This is a genomic window from Mesorhizobium sp. ES1-4, from assembly GCF_020164745.1.
Classification (GTDB): Bacteria; Pseudomonadota; Alphaproteobacteria; order Rhizobiales; family Rhizobiaceae; genus Mesorhizobium.
On record NZ_JAIUGV010000025.1, the window covers coordinates 1 to 16,490 of the forward strand.

Consider the following 16,490-nt stretch of genomic DNA (forward strand, 5'->3'; position numbering starts at 1 on the left):
TCCACATGGCAGCCTAAAGTCAAAAACGCCTATCAGTCGCCTCGCCCTGATCGAGGACAACCTGTTGAAGCTCCACAACTAGGTCGTCCAGCATCACAGTGAACCGCGTACGTAGTATTTTGTCGTAGGCGGCATTCTGGATAGCCGGATACGGGCTCTTCACCCGCTGCACCACCGATTGCGGGATGATGTCGCGAGAAACATTCACGGATTTCGTGAAAAAAGTGTACCCGCCGAAGAGCCCTACTCGCGGGGGCGGTGCAGCACCACCTCGGTGTCACTGCTCGTGTTCATGCGATGGACTAGGCCGGCCAGCTGTTGACGCAGCTCGCGGTAGTTGTAAGTCTCACCCGTGTAGACGAGCACCAAGTCAGGTCGGCCATCCCCCTGGAGCATCCTCGGCTGGCGGCCGCCCTGGATATCGATGATTGCCAGGCGGTGGTGTCCCAGCGCCGCAGGCCCGCCGATCCAAGTCCCCTCGTCGTCCGGACCGTGGTTCGCTATGGTGGCCGTCATATCGGCAAGCTCCCTTCGCGCATCGGGACCTCCGAGGTCTCGATTGAAGTCGATCCATTCACAGATGCCGCACAGGTTATGTCGCCGCATTTGGGCGAAGCAGATATAAGGCCAGTGGGAAACCATCGAGGCAAAGTGACGGATCTAGCCCAGCTACGATCCGCATCCGACATTGTCGGACATCGGACAGCACCGCGATTCGCTGCATAGGAAGCCTGGAGTCGCGATTTCCCCTGGGGGAATCAGCGCATGAAAGGAGAGCTGGGTCGTGTCTGCCGAAATGAGAAATTGCTCCCCCTTATTGCATCACCGAGGAATGTTACCCAGCGCGATAGACGGACATGCCCTATCTCCCCCCGTTGCAGCTGAGGGAGATAGGGGCCAGCTCTTCATTCAACCCTCATGGAGGATGATCAGCCCAGCCATTTCCATGCGCCGGCCTTCACAAGCCGTGCACCATTCAGGTTCTTTTCCTTGAAGCGCGACGATCCTTGTCAGACGTCGCAACACTTGCTGCCGAGAGCACGAGCTCTTCCTCGAGCATGCCTTGATCTGCGCCTCGAACGGCTCGCACATGCTGGGTTTCAACGACTTCGCAGAGGTTGATATTCTGCAGTGACTTCGTCTCGCTGCTGCACGGCATTGACGCTGGGAGCCATGCTCGCGTGGCGCAATTGTGCTGAAGCCGGTGCCCACGGCAACGTTTCTTAACCCGCCCCAGATCCTGGCGTTTGGCTATTTCCGACATTCGTGTCCGGCTTCGGACAAAGGCCGGGTTTGCCGAACGGAGTCGCACCCAATTTCCAGTGCTGCTTGAGCAATAATATCGACCGGCATTACTGCACAACACGAAAGTTGCTGCAAAAACCGAAGTGAACCCAAGGCATCGGGTCAATTGGCATGGCGCTTGCGACTCGGTCGATAGAACGCAGTCAAAATCACGGTTGCAGACCATGCCTACCTCTCAAAGCTCGATAAAGCACGCGAGCAAAATTCCCCGTCTCCGCGGAAGCTCGTCGCCGTTAAACGTGCCTGCTCGGGGGCGGTCTTGCACAAGACCGGTCCGAGGCAACCACGCCAAGGCGCGAGGCTGCCGGAACTGTCGACCGAAGTCGATGCCGCTTCAGTTTAACCGAAAAATGCACCGTACCACTTTGGCCTGGAAGCAAATCAATGACCTATAGAAAGAACGTTCCTCTCGTGACCTTTCGCACGCGTGTTCGCGATGAGTCGATCGGGGGGCCAAATCCTTATCAGTGGGAGAACAAGACCTCCGACGATTATTTCGGGGGCAAGCGCATCATCCTGTTCTCGCTGCCTGGCGCCTTCACCCCGACCTGCTCGACCTTCCAACTGCCCGATTTCGAAAAACTCTATGATCAATTTCTGGAACTGCGAATTGACGCGATCTACTGCGTCTCGGTCAACGATGCTTTCGTCATGAATGCGTGGGGAAAGTCCTTGGGGCTGCAGAAGATCGAGCTGATCCCAGACGGGTCGGGCGAGTTCACGCGCAAAATGGGCATGCTGGTCGCGAAGGACAATCTGGGCTTTGGCATGCGCTCCTGGCGATACGCCGCTCTGATCGACGATGGCGTGGTGGAGCAGTGGTTCGAGGAGGAAGGCTTCTGTGACAACTGCGAGACGGACCCCTATGGCGTTTCATCCCCGCAAAACGTTCTCGACAAATTGAAGGCGGCGGCATGACCCAGAAGTGGAAAGTCTCACACAACCCAAGCACACACTAGAGCCTCCTCGGCAGATCACGGTTCAACATGCATCTCTCAGCAAGCCTGCTTCAACGCCAGAAGCAACGTATGGTCTTATCGCCTCAAGCCATTGAAGCTATTCGCTTGCTGCGATTGACGCATACTGAACTCCATCAGCTCGTGCAGCAGGCACTCGAGAAGAACCCCGTTTTGAAGCCTGACCCGTTTGACGACGATTCGCCGCTGCCAGGGGTGGATCAGCGGAGCAGTCAAAGCAGAAGCGAAATCGGCGAATCGCCCATTGGCGGGCCGTCTGGCGGGCGCGGGCAATGGAAGTCGCAACGCAGTAGCGGCAACGATCGACCTGCCGTCGAGGAGTTTACCGCCCACACCGAAACATTGCACGACCATGTCGCCCGCCAGGTCGCCCTCAACCCGTTCACCCCCCAGGAGCGGCTGATTGCCGGACAGCTCGCCGCTCATCTGGAGGACACTGGCTATCTTCAGGTAAACCTTTTCGATCTGGCCAGGACGTTAAACGTTCGGCAAGCTGATGTGGAACGGGTCATCGGAATCTTGCAGCAATTTGATCCGCCGGGCATTTTTGCGCGAACTCTCAGCGAATGCCTGGAGATTCAGCTGCGCCAGCAAGACCGGTTCGACCCGGCTATGGCAGCTTTGGTCGCCAATCTCGAGATGCTTGCACGGGGGGATTTTCAGGGATTGAAGCAGCGTTGCGGAGTCGACGAGGAGGATCTCCTCGACATGAGGAACGAAATCCGCGCGCTCGATCCCAAGCCTGGAGACCGGTTCCAGTCCGGGACGCCGGAAACCATCGTACCGGACGTCTGGGTAATGCCCAAGTCCGAAGGTGGATGGCGGGTGGAGCTTGATCCGGCCACGCTGCCCAAAGTGTTGATCAACCACACCTATGTCGCCGAAATCTCGCAGCTGACCAAGCAAAATCCGGAAGGCAAAGCGTTTCTCGACAATTGCCAGGAAAAAGGGAACTGGCTGATCAGCAGTCTCAAGCAGCGCGCTAAGACGATCCTTAAGGTTGCGACCGAAATCGTGCGCCAGCAGGATGCCTTTTTTACACACGGCGCCGCCCATCTGCGGCCTCTCTGTCTCAAAAATGTCGCTGACGAGATCGGCATGCACGAGTCGACGGTAAGCCGGGTGACTTCGAACAGGTACATGTTGACTCCGCGCGGGGTGTTCGAGCTGAAGTATTTTTTCGCTGCGCCAATCGCATCCTGCGAGGGCGGCGATGCGCACTCCGCCAAAGCTGTCTGCCATCGGATCAAGGCAATCATAGCCGAAGAATCGCTCGACAAGGTACATTCCGACGAAGACATCGTTGCTCAACTCAAGGAGACCGGCATCGATGTCGCTCGCCGTACCGTCACCAAATATCGCGAGGCGATGAACATCCCTTCCTCCATACGACGGCGCCGCGATAAGCGTTTGTCCGCAGCTGCGATCAAGCGAAGTGACTAACCGACATTCGTGGTCGGCGAGAGGCGACTCTCAACTTCCTCCGGGCCGAAGCAGCTTTCGAAGTCATGGCATTCCCCGCAACTGGGTGCTGTGCATGACGAAAAGCCTTCGGCCTCACACAGCTTGCGGTAAAAGTACTTTTTCCATTTCATGTTTTCTGTGTTGCCTGCCGCCAGCGCGGGAAAATGTCTGGCAAGCAGGCGGCTGAGCTCAGCGCGATTTGAGAGGCCAAGATCCCGCCAAAGATGGTCCATGCGCATCGCACGCCGGGCGATGATCTTGGCCAAGCGGGCGCTCGCCGGGTCGGCCGGCGCAGCATGCGCTAGCAGCAGCCGGCGTAGCAGTTCCTCTTCCAGTTCCGGCTCGGGCTCGCTCAACTCCTCCAAAGCGAATACGCTGCTGGAGGTAGACGGGAAAGTTGCGGCCAAGACATCACGCAATTCGACAGACGAAAGGCCTGTCCCCTCCGTCGCCAACACCTCGCCCGCCTGGACCTCCTCAAGCGAACGTGAATGTACGCAGGGCAGCACATGCTGATCGAAGCTCCTCCCTAGCTCGGACCCACGCCATTGCGCGCTGGATAGGCAGCCATCATCGTAACGGCCGGCTTCAGCTTCCGGCATGACAAAGCGCCTTGTTGACCGCAGGGATGATCTTGTCGCCCCAGAGCTCGATCTGGCGCAGCATCGTCTTTTGGTCGAAGTCGCCCAATTGAGTCTGAACTGCGATCTGGTCCGGTTTCAAGATATCGATCTCTTCCAGCAGGCGATCAATCACGCGATTTACGCTGCCAATCGGCAAATTTTTGCGCATGGTCTCGAAGGACAGATCCTGCTGGGTCGGTGTCTCCTGCAGCAGGTAGCCATCGTGGCTCTGTTGGCGACGCTGATGCAGGGCTTCAGAAAGCCGGCGCTGGAAGCGGGCATTGTCGAGATAGCTGTTGATCTCCAACTCGTCGTGGCTGGCATAGCAGCAGCGCAGCAGCGATATCTTGACGTCGGTGACGTTCTTTTCCTCGGATGCCGCCGCCCTCTCGACTGATTCACGCAGTGTGGTCAAAGTCTCTAAGCCGTCGTGGAAGGCTGTGACAAAAAAATTGTGCCCCTCGCGGTAGGCCCGAGCCATCCGTGCGGCTCCGCCAGCGATCCAGATAGGCGGCGTCGGCTGCTGGACTGTGCGGACCGAAATCGCTGTTGGGGGGATCTTCTCATACTGGCCGTCGTGTTCGAAGACGTTTTGGTTGAGGCCCTTGAGAATGATGTCCAGGTATTCCGAAAAGACGGCCGGCGCCTCATCGATGTCCACGCCGAACCGTTCGAACTCGAACTGCTGGTATCCCAAGCCTACGCCGAGCTCGAGACGGCCGTTCGCAACGATGTCGGCGAAGCCGATCTCGGACAGCAGGCGCTGCGGTTGGTAAAGCGGCAGCACGCAGACGGCAGTGCCCAGGCGAATCGTGCTTGTCAAGCCGCCGCAGTGCGCCACCATCATCAGCGGGGATGGTATGAGGCTGTAATTGTTGAAGTGGTGCTCAGCAAACCACGCGGTGTTGAACCCAGCCTGCTCCGAAGCGACGGCCTGTTCGATGGAGTTGCGGATGACGCTTTCTGAGGATTGGTGATAGCCACGCTGGGCGGCCAGAATGAAAGTGGCAAATTCCATGATTTCTCCTCGTTATAGACACGTCAGCCGACCGGGAATGTGCTCGGCATGCGCATGCTTGGATCTCAAGCACCTCAGGTGCGTCGTGGAGCCGAGGCTTCATAATGCTCGGCCGGTCGCCCTGCGAAGGCCTGGCAATTAACCTGCGGCCTCCGCAAAACATTCGTCATAGAGCTCGCTGGCGTTTCCCGCATCACCGAACGAGGTCCAGCCGCCGTCCACGTAGAGGATCGAGCCGTTGATGTATGAGGCGTCAGACGAAGCAAGGAAGAACGATGCATCTGCGACGTCTTCTGGCCGTCCCATCCTGCCCATGGGGATGCGTCGTCCGATTGCTGTCAGGTCGATGCGGCCGGCTTTGGCCAACTGAGCAAGTGCGGGCGTGCGGATGTGGCCAGGAGCGACGGTGGCTGTCCGAATTCCGACCGGCCCGAGTTCGGCCGCCATGCAACGGGTCAGCATATCCATCCCCGCCTTGGAGGCGCCGTAGGCATGGCGCGGCGCGAACGGCAGAAAGCTGTCGATCGACCCGAGATTGAGGATCACGCCGCCCGGGCGCATAGCCTTGATCGCTTCGCGCGCGCAGGTGAAGGCGCCGGTAAGGTTGACATCCAGGACGTGTTCGAGCTGTTTCGACAGTTGCTCGATCGCAGGCACAATCCTGTCGGCGGTATCAGCACTATTGACCAGAACATCGATATACCCGAAGCGTCCCCTCAGTTCTTCGAACATCGACACCACATCGCTCTCGACGGCCACGTCCAGCGATTTCGCCAGATGCTTGCCGGGGAGCGATGTAGCCAGCTCTGCCGCTGCAGTGCCATCTTTATCAGCAATCACGACGGTGTCGCCGTTCGCGGCAAAGCGGCGAGCGACGGCCGCGCCAATGCTTTTTGCGCCACCGGTGACGAGCACGATTCGCGCATCTGTGCATTCGGCCGGACAGGAGAGCTCGGCTTGGAGCGCACCATCCACCGGCGGGTGAGCATCCCCCGGCTGGTTGAATGACATCCAGCCTCCGTCGACTGCCAGCACCGAGCCGGTGATGTAGCGCGCCTGCGTGCTGCTCAGAAAACGCACGACCCTGGCGATCTCGTCGGGGCGAGCCAAGCGCCCCATCGGCACGCGGCGGCGTATCGCCGCGAGGTCCATTTTGCCAGCGCGTGCCAGTTCTGTGACCATTGGGGTGCGGACGGAGCCCGGCGCCACCGCCGTGACGCGGATTCCTCGCATAGCCCACTCGCATGCAAGGGACTTTGTCAACGAGATCACGCCAGCTTTCGAGGCTGCGTAGGCGTTGCGCCTGGGATTGCCGACCACGCCCGCCATCGAAGCCACATTGACGATCGCACCGCCCGGCTTCATGCGCCGCGCCGCTTCCCGGGCCATAACGAATGGCCCAATAAGGTTCACTGTCACGCCGCGTCGGAAGGTATCGACAGCGGTGTCGATGATCCTATCCATCGTGGGTCCAACCGCCGCATTGTTGATGAGGACATCGATTTGCGCGAACCGTGCTTCGACCTGGCCGAAAAGTGAGAGCATGTCCTTCTCTCGCGACACATCGCACTCCAGACCGACGTGCGGCGACCCGAGATCCCGAGCCAGTTCAACCACACCACTGCCCGGAAGGTCCACCGCAACTACAGTGTCTCCGTCCGCGGCAAGGATATCGACCAGGGCACGGCCGATCCCGCCCGCAGCGCCTGTGATGATTACGGTGCGTGCTGCCAGTTTCACGAGAGCTTCTCCACGATGACCGCTTGTGATCTCAGCCCATCAACCTTGGGCGGAATGAAGGGCCGAGCCAAATCGTTGCAGTGACCGCCAGTCGCGGCCCCACACAGATGTCGTTCCCGTAGGGCGCTCATCCTCCATTCCTACCCACTTATGCAGCTCCCAGTTGGGGACCCTCGACGCCATCTTGGTCGGTGGGGATGTGACCCTTGAGCAACTGGTAGATGGGATCGTCTGGATGTGGTGCTCCAATCGGCTGTCGCCGGCCGAACCTATCTGCCTCAAGAATCGCTGGCGGGATTTGCTCCTCAACCCAATCGTAGACGACTGTCCGTTCCGCAATTCGCCACTCGTCCTGCCTCTTCTGAAACAGATCGCAGTAACGGCCGCAAAGCAGCGTCTGACGTATTTCTTGGTCTGTATCCGGTCCGCGTTGCAGCGCGGTGAAATAGCTCTCGACCGCGGCCTCTGCTGAACTGATGAAGTCGATCAGGCTGTTCGTGATTTGATGGATGTTACGGTGCCCCGGCAGACCGAGAGCAAATTGGATGAAGTCCTCTGCCGGTCCGCAATAGGGACCGTGCCTGTCATACGCTTCGGGCCAGTATGCGCTACGCAGCGCCGCCTCATCGGCGCGGTCTATCCCGCGGCAGTACCGATACAGGCAGTTGCGGATCGCCTCTCGGTCACGCAGTTCGGTAATTTTCGCGTGGTCGACAGGGTCTGTCGCGAATTGTATGATTGTTTTGTCCTTCCCGATGCCAGTCTGCACTTTGCGTGTGTCTCTCTCTACAACTGAGTTAGCGGGGGGCTCGTCAACTTCCAGAGCTTGTTCGGGGCAGGCTCGTACCCCTTTTGAGGCAAGCAGTTGCTCCCCATCGGCAACATCAATATCACCGGGCAAGATGTAGCCGGCGTCATCAAGCTTGAAGACTCTCGGCGCCCGCGCCCAGCAGCGCGCATGACCCTGGCATCTGGCTTTATGTACGACGACACGCATAGCGAACTCCAATGTCGTTGGCTGAAACTTCAGGACCATTCCAGGATCAGATTCTCGATCCCGAACACATGGCCGCCGAAGGTGATAGGTTCAGTCCCTGTCTTGATCCGAAAGGCTGGGATGCGCGCCAGCCACTCCTCCAGGCCAATGACAATCTCCCGCCGGGCAAGGTGTGAGCCAAGACAACGATGGGGACCATAGCCAAAGGCAGCGTGCCGGTTGTCCTCGCGCGCCAGATCGATCTCATTCGGGCATTCGAATTCCGCCGGGTCACGATTGGCAATCATCGTGGCACAGGAAACATAATCTCCCTTGCGGATCGGCGCGCCTTTGAAGTCGACATCCTTCGTTGCCACTCGGATCATCTGAATGGTCGAATAGGCGCGCAGCAATTCTTCCGCAGCGACGGCAATCCGGTCAGGTTCGCTTCGTAGCAATTCCTGATCTTTGGGGTTGCGCGCGAGATGGGCCAAGTCGAAGCATATGGCTGCTGAGACCGTGTCGAGTCCCGCGACGAACACAAGCACGCCGATGCCACGGACTTCTTCGTCACTGAGCAGACGACCCTCGACCTTTGCCTTCACGATGAAGGTCATGAAATCATCGACCGGCTCCTTGCGGCGCTCGGTGGCAAGTTCGTCGATGAAGGCCACGATCGTCCGGGCTGCGGGTGGTCGTTGCTCCTTATCGCCGTGGAGCAGATCTCTAGCCCAGCCGACAAATGTTTCTAGTCCGTTGTCCGAAAGCCCAATAAAGCGAAGGAAGATATTGACCGCGAACGGAACTGCAAAATCCTTCATGATGTCGCAGCTCGTGCCTGATGCGGCGATCCTGTCGATCAGCTTGATCGCTCGTTCCCGGACAGCCGGCTCCAATGCCATTACCCGCTTTGGCGAAAGCAGCGGATTGAGCAGTGAGCGAAAAACACCGTGGAATGGCGGATCGAGCTCAAGCGGGATCATCGGCCAGCTCTCGCCGAGCACAGAGGCGAAGATGCTGCGATGGCTGGAAAACGTTTCGGTGTCCTGCAGCACCCGGCGCTGGTCGCTCGCGCGAGTGATGACCCAGGTACCCCGACCGTCGCGCGTGTTGCTGGTTGAATAAAAGATCGGAGGCCCGGCATGAACGCAAGCAACCGCTGCATGCGGATCCCCGTTAGCCGTCGGCAACATGCCGGGCGACGTAAACAGGTTGAAGTCCCTCACCATTTCGGGCGGGACATGATCTGGAACCGGCCGCGATTTAACCGCGCCAGAATCGAGAGACCGTTCATGAGATGCTGTCGGCATTTGCATGCAATCGTCGGTGCAAGCTCCGTGCCGAATTCGTCTTTCGATAATCCTTGCCGTTTGCTGGGCAACAGGTGGCGCCTGCGCTGACTTGCTGGTCGGGATTGCAACATTCTTGTCCAGCGTCGGACACAGAATGTAGAATGCTAGACAGCGACTTGGAGCAACTCAACTGGTGGGATCGCTAGCCGATCATGTGCCCGGGGAGCATCCAGTTCGAAAGCTTGCGCTAAGCGGCTTGGTGACTTGGCCGAGGTCACCAGGTGGAAACGACCAACACTTGGGGTGAGCCTAGTGGCGCTCCCCTCGATGATGTCTGGCGGGGTGGTTAGCCGCCTCCGTAGGACAAGATCAGTCTACACGAATGGACTATAGCCTCTCCTCGCATGCCTCATTGGCCGTCCTTCAGAGCCGGCCACACGAGCTTTTGTCTTTCAGCAGGGCGTTTTTCTCGCCAGCTACAGAGCCACACCGACGCCATTAATGAGCGTCCAGTCGACGGGTTGGATGGCCCTGTCCATCTTGCCCAGCACCTTGGCTTAGCATTTGCCGGTGCGGCGGAAGCCTTCAAGACGCAGTTCTTGACCTTCTCCAGATCAGCCTCGGATGGATATCGGCAAGGGTTCAGCTCGTCCTTTTGAACTTGCGCATCTTCGTGTTGGCCAACCCCAGGCCGCCCGACATATTTGCGGTCTATCCGGCACCTCAACTTCGAACAACCTTGCGGCAAGCTCTTGGGATAGCCCACGCTCGTGCCTCCACCACCCGCTCAGCAGAGCCAGATTTGTCGTTGATGGCACGGAACTTGCGGAGTCATTCGCAGATGCGTCACGGACCGAGAGTGTCGTCCCATGAATTCGATCACCAAAAAGGCCGCCCGACGTTGCTGGGACCGCCTGCAATTACCTTATCCCAGAATTGGGAGCAACGGCTTCAAAAGGGATAACTCATCACCTCAATTTTGTCGATCGCGCGGCCATCGAACCGCAGCCATCGATCAGACTTCCGCCTCGTTGCACTCATTGCGACCGCCTTGGTGCTTGCGACAACCGCTCAATTCTGGCTGCCAGGATAACCACATATGGCGACGGAACTTCCTGCTTCAAAGCAATATAGAGATCGTCGATCATCCCCCCATCAAGGCCTCGATCGAGGACACCGCGTTCGGCTTGCTTGGTTCGCAGTGAACAGACCGCACTTCGACGAATGCGATCGATGCGACCGCGCCGAGAACTCTCCCGCATTGTCGACGGTTGGGTCCGTCGGCCCTCCGATGAGGCCTCGGATGCGTCGGGCTCCGAGGCCTCGACTGATGCCGACTGGCCGCCGCCGGAAGGTCTCGCGGCTTTGATCCCCGGCGATGTAGCCACCCCTGCTGCAACAGCTCCTAGCCGGAGAACTCATTCATGACCGAATCGGCGACAGATTTAGTGGACGCGGCTTTGTTCGACCGAGATCGGCTTGACCCAGAAAGTCCCTATCAACGTTCTGGCCCTGCATGGGGTGCCATCATTTCGCTTTCCTTCGGCACCTTCGGGCTTGTGACGGCAGAGTTTCTGCCCGCCAGCGTTCTGACACCGCTCGCGCATGATCTCCGTATCACCACGGGCACGGCTGGACAGGCGCTAACAGCGGCCGCAATCGTCGCGGCGATCTCGGCACCGATAATCGCCATCGTGACAAAGCGTCTGGACCGCAGGGTCGTCATCTGGGCGATGACGCTCCTGCTGATCCTGTCGAACGTTCTGGCGGAGGTTGCGGGGTCGCTGCCGGTTTTGCTGGCGGCACGCGTCGTCCTTGGCATATCGCTTGGTGGTTTTTGGTCAATTTCGGCAGCGTTGGCGATGCGGCTGGTTCCAAGTCACCTCATGCCGCGCGCCATGTCGGTCATCCTCACCGGCGTTTCTGTCGCCTCCGTCTGCGCGGCTCCAATCGGCGCTTATGTCGGTGACATTTGGGGATGGCGAGCCTCGTTCAAGGTCGCCGCAATCGTGAGTGCCGTTGCGCTGCTCGTGCAACTCGTAACCATTCCGCCACTGCCTCCGATCGAAGTGCGCAGATTCCGCAGTCCGCTGGATGTCGCGAAGAATCCGGCGATGAAGGTTGCGGTGCTAGTCGTGCTATTGGTCGCTTCCGGCCATTTTGCCAGCTTCGCCTACATCCGCGCCTTTCTCGAGAGCGTTCCTGCGCTCGACAAGAAGTCAATCCCGCTCGTGTTCCTTGCTTTTGGCACGGCCGGCGTCTTCGGCAATTTAGCCGGCGCATTCCTCACCAAACACAGTCTCAAGGCGGTCGCGGCCCTGCCGCCCCTGCTCATTGCCGTAGCCGCTGTCTCGCTCCTGACCATGAGAGCATCGGCCTTGACCTCGGCAATTGCAGTTGCCGTATGGGGCTTTGCTTTTGGCGCGGTCCCGGTCGGATTGCAGACATGGATGGTGCTACGCGCCGCTCCGAAACAGGCCGAGAGCGCTGGTGTACTGATGGTCATAACCTTCCAAGTGGCCATCGCAGCCGGCACAACTTGCGGTGGCCTATTGGTGGATCACACGGGTATTGCCAGTGTCTTTGTCTACAGCGCGGTTGCCACGTTCCTCGCTGTCTTGACAGTATTTTTGCTCGGCCCGAACCGCAAAACCTGACCGCCTGGTGGGGAGTGACGGTCGGCGGCGTTCACGCTATTGTCACCTCTGAGCTCGGCCCAAAGGCCGCGGCTTCGTCGTAACCATGCGGTCGATGGGGCAGCGCCAAATTGCTTCCTGCTCATCGCGTTGCGATAATACAGCGCGCTTATTGCGTCATCGTGTCCCCGGTCTCGGCTTCAATGCCCGGCTACTGGCTGCGGAGGCAGATGGGCGCCGGCGTCCCACCGACGACGATCGGTCTTTTCTCATGTAGCTGTCGGGGAAACGAGGCAGGTTTTCCGCCAGAACCCGCCAGTCGTCGCGCTCGCGTTCGCCTTCCTTGCGCGCACCGAACAACTGGATGATGATCTTGCCGTCGGACCCATATGCTTCGAGCGAGGTGACGTGACTGTCATTGGTCGGCTTGCGCACGGCCCAAACCTCACGGATTTGGTGGGTCCTGAGATGCAGCCGGAACGTTTCGTCCAGCACATGGATGCACGGCCCGATCTGCTTGACCGACTTGATTAAGCCGGAATGGGTCTGGATAGAACCTCGGTTGCCGACGAAGCACATGATCGGCAATTCGTCTTCGGCCGCACGCTGGAGCACGGCGCCAACTGCGGCATTGTCGAGCAGCCAAGCGTAATCCTGGCCGACCATGCGCAAAGCCTGGCAGCGGCTGAGCTTGAGCGTCTTTAGAAGGTTGACGTCAGTCAGCCGGCTCCAGTACTCGCGTAGGTCGTCCACCGTGCCGGCCCAGTCCGCAGTCCTCGCGCCCAGGTCGGCTACTCTCGCCTTAAGCGACATGGTCGGCTCCTGGTTGGCGGATACGAGCTCGGCCACCAGCTTTCGATAGGCATGAAGGTTGGAGACCGGCCTGAGATGCACCTTATGCACTGCTGCGCCGGCGGCGTCGAAGAATTGCAAACTGCGCTGGATTCCGCCGCGATGGCGCCTTTCAACAGCGAAACCATACCTCCAAGCCTGCGGGAAGACGCGAAGGTCGAATTCGTCACCAAGGACCATGGCGTGATTGTTGCCGGTTATCACTCTGTTGAAGACGCCAATCTTTTCGTGCACGGCACCTTGATTGCGGGTCAGCGCCGTCACTTCGCCCACGAATTCGAGGCCCGTCAGAAGGTGATTGACGCGCGGGTCGATGCGTGCCGCGCCGAAACCGCAATGGGCCGCGACCAGTTCCGCTTCCGAAATGGCCAATTGGGCGGCGAAATCACGCGCGGGAATGTTCGGACAGACTTCCCACGCACGCCGGATTTCGTTGGGCGACCGCTTCTTGCGCTGATCCATGTTTTTACCCCTGCCCCGTTCTTCTTTTGACGATCGATCGAAAAACGGGCCTCAGGGATGTGCACGGCGGACGCGATCGATCGTCAGGCACATGCCAGTCGAATCCTGTCTCCGGGCGGTCAGCGGCCAATCGCCGGTAGCGAGCGATTGTTGGGTGGTCGGCGCCAATCGGCCGATCGAGCATTCGGGTACCACCGGCGGTGCTGCTTTCCCACCAAGGCGGGTCTGATGGATCATATTGCTTTCCTTCGTTCTTCGATTGCGAGGGCAACCCAAAGGTGAATCGGCCGGCAATTTTGCCGCCGCAACGAAGGCTTCACAAAAATCGTGCCAGTTGCTCCGCGGCAAGCTCTGAACATCTTTGGCTCTGTTCATTGCTTTACGCGTGAGTGCATCGCGAACTCAGGCGCCCTTCCTGTGACGCGGACGCGACAAACCCGACAGTAAGTGTCGGTTGTCGGACGTCTCCCCAGCAATCGAGCATAAGAGACGTCGGGATGTCCTACGGTTTTTGACACGTCTTCCCTTTGGCACGGTCCATGCGAGATGATCCACGAAAACGCCGGACCGAGGAGAAATCGAGCCATGATTACGCTCACCGACAACGCTGTTGCCGCCATCAAGGCCGCTCTTTACCGCGCCAGCGAGCCGGCGGAAGGATTTCGCATCATGGTCCATGCCGGCGGCTGCGCCGGCTTCCAATACTCAATGGGCCTGGAGAGCGTCTCACGTGAGGGCGATGCGATCATCGAGCGAGATGGGCTCAAGGTGTTCATGGATAGAGGCTCCCAACCCCATGCCGCCGGCATGACCGTGGACTTCGTCACTGGGCTCGAAACATCCGGCTTTGTTTTCGATAACCCCAATGCGCGTGAGACGTGCGGCTGCGGCAAGTCCTGCAAATGATTGCGAGGGAACAGGCTATGTTCGACTATAGCGACGCCAAGGAATACTGCGTCGAACCGGTAACCGCCGGCGCTCTGGAACCGGCCGACACGCACTGTCGGCCCGGAACAATTGCGTTCGGTGATGCACCAAATCGCGATCATCGATCGTTGCCGTGGGCAAGCAAACAAAATTGCCCGAAACAGCTGAATTCCCGGCGGATGCCGCCACCAAAGGGCAATGTCGACAGCGACCGGTCAGCCAAGCCATCGCTCCCCCGGCCGCCCACCTTACCAGATACGATATGCGCCAGAGGTTCAATGGCCCGACTACCCTTGAATCATTTCAGCAGTTGAAGGATCACTCCCATGAACCCTGTCTATCTCGACAACAACGCAACGACGCGGGTTGATCCTGCAGTCGTTGGAGCGATGTTGCCTTTCTTTACGGAGCAATTTGGCAATCATTCGTCCATGCACGCCTATGGCGCATCGGTTGCTGAAGCCGTGAGAAAGGCGAGGCAACAGTTGCAAGCCCTCATCGGCGCGGGATTCGAGGACGAGATCATCTTCACCTCGGGCGGGACTGAAAGCGACAGTACAGCCATCCTTTCGGCGCTGGAGGTGATGCCCGACCGAACGGAAATAGTGACTTCCGCGGTTGAACATCCGGCCGTTCTGAAGTTGTGCGCGCACCTTGAGAAGACGCGCGGCGTCAAGGTGCACATTATCCCAGTCGATCACTACGGCCGGCTCGACCTGGACGCCTACAGAACCGCCCTCACCCCACAAGTGGCAATCGTCTCGATAATGTGGGCGAACAATGAGACCGGTACGATCTTTCCCGTGGTTAAGCTTGCCGATCTAGCCAGGGAAGTCGGCGCGCTTTTCCACACTGATGCAGTGCAGGCGGTCGGAAGGCTTCCGATTGAGCTGAAATCGACCGCGATCGACATGCTGTCGCTCTCCGCCCACAAGCTGCATGGTCCAAAGGGGATAGGCGCGCTTTATGTAAGACGTGGCGTGCGCTTCTCCTCCATGATCAAGGGTGGGCACCAAGAGCGCGACCGGCGTGCAGGCACTGAAAACACACCCGGCATAGTCGGACTGGGCATGGCGGCCGAACTCGCCTTGAAATTCATGGACGAGACAAAACGAATAAAATGGTTGCGCGACCGCCTTGAGAACGGGATCATCCAGCGCATCCCAAACACATCCATCAACGGCGATCCGCAAGAGCGATTGCCAAACACTGCAAACATTGGATTCGAAGGTATCGAAGGCGATGCAATTCCAATTGTCCTGAGCCGGCTGGGAATCGCCTGTTCCGCCGGGTCCGCCTGTGCCTCTGGCTCACTGGAACCGAGCCATGTTCTGATCGCTATGAACGCGGCATGTGGGGCAGTCCGCTTCTCCTTGTCGCGTGACAACGGCGAAGATGACGTAGACCGCGTGCTTGAGGTCCTGCCTGCGATCACCGAGAAGCTACGGGCCGTTCCCAGTGCTGGACTGTGCGGGCGAGGTGCAGAACAGCTTCATTCCGGCCCGGGTCCGAGCGGCACAATAGCCGACGAGCCGTGAGGTCTTCCTCAACGTGACGACCCTGCGCAAGGAGAGCAGTTAAACTCGGGGTCGCCTTCACCACTTCAGAAAAGCTTGAGATCGCCAAGTCTCTTGCCCAGCCGCCGTGCCAGAGGTCGGCACGCCGTCAGCAATGTCACCAATGCATCGACACCACAATTTCGCGCCGGGAGAATACAATGAACTGCTCCGCTGATAGCCGCCCGATCGATCGCACCGATATCCTAGCGCGACTGAAGGGCCTGTCGGCCGCGGAGGACTTCTTCGCCTGCCTTGACGTCTCCTACGACCCGAAAGTGATGAATGTCTCGCGGCTCCATATCATGAAGCGCGTGGGCCAATACCTTGCCGAAGAAGATTTCTCCGGTCTGCCTAACCAGGTAATCGCCGCGCGGGTGCGCGCCAAGCTGGAACGCGCCTACGAAGATTTCGCGACTTCCTCGCCGCTCACGCAACGTGTGTTCAAGGTGCTAAGGGACCACGATCCAAACATATGTCCCGCACCTGGCCGCGCCTTCGTCCCGCTCGACTCTGCACTGAAGCGGTTCGGAAAGTAATGAGCCCGACACGGCTGCGACGCGACAATGTCGAGAAGTCGACAAATCCAGTCCTCATGACGCCTCCTCGGAAGCAAACGAAGCCACCTTCTGGAATAGAGGCAGGAAGACGACTTGGCATGA

13 protein-coding genes and 2 pseudogenes are annotated in these 16,490 nt (G+C 59.0%); 6 read left to right on the forward strand and 9 right to left on the reverse strand.

Going from position 1 to position 16,490, the window contains the following annotated elements:
- Positions 1 to 243: 243 nt before the first annotated feature.
- A complete protein-coding gene (locus LB556_RS29295; protein WP_199489650.1) occupies positions 244 to 516 on the reverse strand; it encodes a hypothetical protein in 273 nt (90 codons plus the stop codon).
- A gap of 1,173 nt (positions 517 to 1,689) precedes the next feature.
- On the opposite strand from LB556_RS29295, the gene LB556_RS29300 reads away from it, so the two are divergent.
- Entirely contained in the window at positions 1,690 to 2,223 is a 534-nt protein-coding gene (locus LB556_RS29300) for a peroxiredoxin (RefSeq protein WP_063169380.1), read from the forward strand.
- 68 nt (positions 2,224 to 2,291) lie between these two features.
- Positions 2,292 to 3,725 carry an RNA polymerase factor sigma-54 gene (rpoN, locus tag LB556_RS29305; protein WP_063169381.1) on the forward strand — a complete coding sequence of 478 codons (1,434 nt, stop codon included), beginning with the start codon at positions 2,292 to 2,294 and terminating at the stop codon, positions 3,723 to 3,725.
- Here rpoN and LB556_RS29310 read toward each other — a convergent pair.
- The 6 genes and pseudogenes from LB556_RS29310 to LB556_RS29335 form a co-directional block, all read right to left on the reverse strand.
- Positions 3,722 to 4,348, reverse strand: coding sequence for a nitrogen fixation protein NifQ (locus tag LB556_RS29310; protein ID WP_063169382.1), 627 nt, complete (start codon positions 4,346 to 4,348; stop codon positions 3,722 to 3,724). The genes rpoN and LB556_RS29310 overlap by 4 nt on opposite strands.
- Positions 4,335 to 5,387: an LLM class flavin-dependent oxidoreductase gene (locus LB556_RS29315; protein WP_063169383.1), complete on the reverse strand. Its 1,053-nt coding sequence runs from the start codon at positions 5,385 to 5,387 to the stop codon at positions 4,335 to 4,337. The genes LB556_RS29310 and LB556_RS29315 overlap by 14 nt, the downstream gene beginning before the upstream one ends.
- A gap of 138 nt (positions 5,388 to 5,525) precedes the next feature.
- Positions 5,526 to 7,127, reverse strand: coding sequence for an SDR family oxidoreductase (locus tag LB556_RS29320; RefSeq protein WP_063169384.1), 1,602 nt, complete (start codon positions 7,125 to 7,127; stop codon positions 5,526 to 5,528).
- 148 nt (positions 7,128 to 7,275) lie between these two features.
- The gene (locus LB556_RS29325) at positions 7,276 to 7,863 is read right to left on the reverse strand and encodes a nuclear transport factor 2 family protein (protein WP_050580531.1); all 588 of its coding nucleotides are present in this window, start codon (positions 7,861 to 7,863) and stop codon (positions 7,276 to 7,278) included.
- Positions 7,864 to 8,001: 138 nt separating this feature from the next.
- Positions 8,002 to 8,163, reverse strand: a pseudogene (locus LB556_RS29330) (ferredoxin); the annotation flags it as partial.
- Entirely contained in the window at positions 8,154 to 9,332 is a 1,179-nt protein-coding gene (locus tag LB556_RS29335; RefSeq protein ID WP_063169385.1) for a cytochrome P450, read from the reverse strand. The pseudogene LB556_RS29330 and the gene LB556_RS29335, both read right to left, overlap by 10 nt.
- A gap of 1,487 nt (positions 9,333 to 10,819) precedes the next feature.
- Here LB556_RS29335 and LB556_RS29340 point away from each other — a divergent pair.
- Entirely contained in the window at positions 10,820 to 12,052 is a 1,233-nt protein-coding gene (locus tag LB556_RS29340) for an MFS transporter (protein ID WP_063169386.1), read from the forward strand.
- A 261-nt stretch (positions 12,053 to 12,313) separates the two neighbouring features.
- Here LB556_RS29340 and LB556_RS29345 read toward each other — a convergent pair.
- A pseudogene (locus LB556_RS29345) lies at positions 12,314 to 13,345 on the reverse strand (hemin-degrading factor); the annotation flags it as partial.
- A 51-nt stretch (positions 13,346 to 13,396) separates the two neighbouring features.
- Positions 13,397 to 13,720 (reverse strand): hypothetical protein, encoded by a 324-nt coding sequence (locus LB556_RS29350; RefSeq protein ID WP_126066777.1) that lies wholly within the window; start codon positions 13,718 to 13,720, stop codon positions 13,397 to 13,399.
- Positions 13,721 to 13,930: 210 nt separating this feature from the next.
- On the opposite strand from LB556_RS29350, the gene LB556_RS29355 reads away from it, so the two are divergent.
- From LB556_RS29355 to nifW, 3 genes are all read left to right on the forward strand, one after another.
- Positions 13,931 to 14,251, forward strand: a complete 321-nt coding sequence (locus LB556_RS29355; protein ID WP_029356570.1) for a HesB/IscA family protein — start codon at positions 13,931 to 13,933, stop codon at positions 14,249 to 14,251.
- A gap of 347 nt (positions 14,252 to 14,598) precedes the next feature.
- Complete coding sequence (gene nifS / locus LB556_RS29360; protein ID WP_063169388.1) at positions 14,599 to 15,810, forward strand: cysteine desulfurase NifS; 1,212 nt, start codon at positions 14,599 to 14,601, stop codon at positions 15,808 to 15,810.
- A 179-nt stretch (positions 15,811 to 15,989) separates the two neighbouring features.
- Entirely contained in the window at positions 15,990 to 16,367 is a 378-nt protein-coding gene (gene nifW, locus LB556_RS29365) for a nitrogenase stabilizing/protective protein NifW (RefSeq protein WP_063169389.1), read from the forward strand.
- Positions 16,368 to 16,490 lie beyond the last annotated feature (123 nt).

Coding starts and splice junctions, on each gene's coding strand:
- nifW (WP_063169389.1), top strand. CDS start 15,990: ATGAACTGCTCCGCTGATAGCCGCCCGATCGATCGCACCGATATCCTA.
- LB556_RS29335 (WP_063169385.1), bottom strand. CDS start 9,332: ATGGTGAGGGACTTCAACCTGTTTACGTCGCCCGGCATGTTGCCGACG.
- LB556_RS29350 (WP_126066777.1), bottom strand. CDS start 13,720: ATGAACAGAGCCAAAGATGTTCAGAGCTTGCCGCGGAGCAACTGGCAC.
- LB556_RS29300 (WP_063169380.1), top strand. CDS start 1,690: ATGACCTATAGAAAGAACGTTCCTCTCGTGACCTTTCGCACGCGTGTT.
- LB556_RS29355 (WP_029356570.1), top strand. CDS start 13,931: ATGATTACGCTCACCGACAACGCTGTTGCCGCCATCAAGGCCGCTCTT.
- rpoN (WP_063169381.1), top strand. CDS start 2,292: ATGCATCTCTCAGCAAGCCTGCTTCAACGCCAGAAGCAACGTATGGTC.
- LB556_RS29340 (WP_063169386.1), top strand. CDS start 10,820: ATGACCGAATCGGCGACAGATTTAGTGGACGCGGCTTTGTTCGACCGA.
- LB556_RS29310 (WP_063169382.1), bottom strand. CDS start 4,348: ATGCCGGAAGCTGAAGCCGGCCGTTACGATGATGGCTGCCTATCCAGC.
- LB556_RS29295 (WP_199489650.1), bottom strand. CDS start 516: ATGACGGCCACCATAGCGAACCACGGTCCGGACGACGAGGGGACTTGG.
- LB556_RS29315 (WP_063169383.1), bottom strand. CDS start 5,387: ATGGAATTTGCCACTTTCATTCTGGCCGCCCAGCGTGGCTATCACCAA.
- nifS (WP_063169388.1), top strand. CDS start 14,599: ATGAACCCTGTCTATCTCGACAACAACGCAACGACGCGGGTTGATCCT.